Genomic DNA, 3,176 nt, shown 5'->3' on the forward strand with positions numbered 1-3,176 from the left:
ATTTGGACTTGTGTTGGAACTCAACTCGAATTTATATGAATGAAGCAGGAAGCTCCTATCTTTTAAGATGGAGTCGTTCACTTTAATGCAAATGCCAAGATATAATAAATTCACCTGCATGTTCAACTGAACCATGGCAACTTGAAGGCGTACTTAAAACACTTCGTGAAGATGGATATGATGATATTGTTGCAATGGAAAATAAAACGGTTGTAACCAAACCCATGAAAGGTGCAAAACAGAATAAGTGGCTTCCAATTCTTGAAAAGTATAATGTGGATTTTGTTCCACTTACCGATGTCGAATGGGTAGACTATAAACCAAACGCAAAAATGCTCGCAATGAACAAAGTATTGAACGTCAGGCATCATTCAAACAAACATATTCATAAGGTACTGGTGGATTTATTGACAATACAGCGATTGTGCACATTCTCAATTGACATGGCAGGTATCATGTTCTTTGGAGGCACCCCACACACAACAACTGAATACAACTTCCCCAACCCGCACCCGGCGCATATTCACCCCAACACAGATACCCATGGGAGGGGGCAGGAATCATATTCATAGTTGGCACCCTGTTTCACATTCCTGACTCTCCGGACCCGGGCAACATGAATCAACAAGGTTGGCTGCCACCATGCCGCCCTCACGGGCTGCGGTGGCAGGGACTGCTAATTATATTGTTCCAATTAAATTACTCCGTAATTATATTTCCACGGGCAGCCACACCCATCCAAACACAAAATCATCCGCTCTGAATAAACCACCCAGATTAATCGAAAAGCACCTGCCAGCCCCCACACAACAAGGGAGGACGGAGTCAGATCGGGACGGGCACCCGGGCAGAGGGAAGACGAGAAGGGGCGGCAGGAGAGAAGAAGGAAGCAGCACGGAAGTATCCTGTTGCGAGGGGCATTGCCTTGCCTATTGATGTGTTCTTTTTGTTCAATGAGGTGTTGATCACGATCTGGCCCTATGCCTTCTCATTCTTCGGGGAATTGGTGGTGTATTATCCCACGATCCTGGAGATCAATGTGATGTTTGGATTTTTGGCCATGGCGATGCTGGTGTTTACTGTGTTGATAAGGGTGTTTGATATGGATGTGGTGGAGGATTAAAATGTATATTCGGTCCGACACGGATAGTATTGCAGACAACACTTGAGGACATCTCCCAAAAAATCCTTGATTTCTACGCCCTATAAATGAACTCAATGTCTTCCCTTGAGAAAGTCTTTAGCAGGTATAAAGAGAGCAGGTATAATGTACAACCGAAAAATACCATAATCAGAACATTCAAATCCCTGAAAAAGTACAAAAATATTCCCATGCCTGCAGCAGCAACAATGGGTTTGCTAATGATCTTATAAAGAGAAATCCTTTGCAGGTAACTGGATACAAAATAAAAGTTCAGGAAAAACAGGAGGATATAAGTTATTACTGTTGCTATTGCAGCTCCTATAAAACTATATGTAGGTATTAACAGGAAGTTTAACAGGATATTTAAAGCCGCACAAAATCCTGTGGTCAGGGTATTTATTCTCTGTTTATCCATTGATGCGAGTGTTACATAAAGAAGATAGCAGAAGAATTCAAAGACGGTGAACCATATCAACACTTGAAGGGCGAAGATAGAATTTACATACATCTCCCCGTAAAGAATTGAGATTATTTCCTTTGAGAAAAGTGTGATCATCACCGCTATCGGGAACACAATGATAGCAAGTAACTTGAACGACTTTTCATAAGTAAAAATCAATGAATCTCTAGAAGAACCATGTAGCCTGGACATAGTAGGATAAATCGACTCCATAAAGGCCGCAGATATGAGGGCTACAGCCAGGGGTATCTGGTATGCTGCACTGTACCATCCCACCACAGCATCTCCTTTCATGACAGAGAGCATGACAGTGTCAATTTTTATATAAATGGTTATGAAGATCATGGCCAGTCCGAAGGGAAGCCCCTCCTTTATGAGATATTTCCAGAACTCCAGGTCAATCTCGAACACCGGACTTGAAAATTTCCGAAATGTGATCGCGAAACTTGCCAAAATGTTGATCACGCCTGCGATCAAAAAGACTGAAACGACCTCAACCAATCCATATCCCATGAAGAGGACGATCAACCCTGATGAAACGAATATTAATCTCTCAAGGATATTTAATATTGCTTCGTATTCCATTTTTTCAAAAGCCCTGAAGACGCCTCTGGTGAGCTGGGAAAAGGATGTCATTATAGTATATATCCCGACGATGTACACCGCAAGCCTGGTCTCAACCGGATAGTCCATTATGTTTATGGTAAATACAATAAGGACAAAGGCAAGTATCGAGAGAAAGGTCTTCATAATGAGGATATTGCTCATATACTTGCCAGCAAGGTCCTTCTTCCTTGCAATGTCCCGTATTGTGAGAGAATGTATGCCCGGATCAAGGAACAACAAGAACAGGCTTGTGAAAGCAAAAGCAAAGGAATATTTGCCAAATCCAGAATCTCCTAAGATCCGGGCGATATAGATTATCAGAACCAGGCTCAAAATTCTGGTGATGATCTCTGCAGAGGCCAATGAAATGATATTTTTTATTATTCTTGGAAAGATCATTGTATGCTACAGCACTTTATAGATCCTGAATAAAACTTTTTGGTTTTTAAATTCTGAATAAATCAATTCTGATCCTGCAGGGGCTTCATCCACATAGTTCTGGAGATAATCGTAGATATTTTTCGCATGTTCACTTGATGTAAGAGTTGGGTCTGTAAATATCACGATATAATCTATCTCTTTATTTTCTATTCTTGTTAGAAAATCTTTTTCATTTCCGGGCGGAGCATAGGTGGTCCTGTAAACATAGTGGCTTAAGAACGTGGATCTCGGATATTTCATTTCCGGATGTAAAGGTTTGTTGATATTTATCCATCCGGGCAATTCCCAAATACTTGACTGGATCGTGGCATTTGCAGGAGTATTTTCATTTAGCCATTTACTCGCTTCAACAATCCCGTTCTGTGATCTGTCGGGATATTCTACCTGCCAATATATGAAAAAGATGGCATTGAGGAGTGAGGAAAAGATGACCAGGAAAATGATGATTTTACCAACGGTTTGCCATTTTTCTCTGTCCGGCTTGATAGTGACTAGAATGACAATAATTAACGCTGAGCCGAAAGT

The 3,176-nt window shown here is 41.2% G+C and carries 5 protein-coding genes; 3 read left to right on the top strand and 2 right to left on the bottom strand.

Annotation, left to right across the window (positions count from 1 at the left end):
* Window positions 1-194: 194 nt before the first annotated feature.
* The 3 genes from IBX40_12235 to IBX40_12245 all read left to right on the top strand — a co-directional run bounded on the left by IBX40_12235 (window position 195) and on the right by IBX40_12245 (window position 1,123).
* Window positions 195-572, top strand: a complete 378-nt coding sequence (locus IBX40_12235; protein MBE0525077.1) for a hypothetical protein — start codon at window positions 195-197, stop codon at window positions 570-572.
* A 70-nt stretch (window positions 573-642) separates the two neighbouring features.
* Window positions 643-936 (top strand): hypothetical protein, encoded by a 294-nt coding sequence (locus tag IBX40_12240; protein ID MBE0525078.1) that lies wholly within the window; start codon window positions 643-645, stop codon window positions 934-936.
* Window positions 926-1,123 (top strand): hypothetical protein, encoded by a 198-nt coding sequence (locus tag IBX40_12245; GenBank protein ID MBE0525079.1) that lies wholly within the window; start codon window positions 926-928, stop codon window positions 1,121-1,123. Before IBX40_12240 ends, IBX40_12245 begins: the two co-directional genes overlap by 11 nt.
* A gap of 73 nt (window positions 1,124-1,196) precedes the next feature.
* Here the strand turns inward: IBX40_12245 and IBX40_12250 are convergent, their stop codons facing one another.
* Window positions 1,197-2,609, bottom strand: a complete 1,413-nt coding sequence (locus tag IBX40_12250; GenBank protein ID MBE0525080.1) for a flippase — start codon at window positions 2,607-2,609, stop codon at window positions 1,197-1,199.
* 6 nt (window positions 2,610-2,615) lie between these two features.
* Window positions 2,616-3,176: hypothetical protein (locus IBX40_12255; protein MBE0525081.1), on the bottom strand; the 561-nt coding region annotated here is incomplete at its 5' end.

The sequence above is a fragment of the Methanosarcinales archaeon genome, from assembly GCA_014859725.1.
Lineage (GTDB): Archaea > Halobacteriota > Methanosarcinia > Methanosarcinales > Methanocomedenaceae > Kmv04.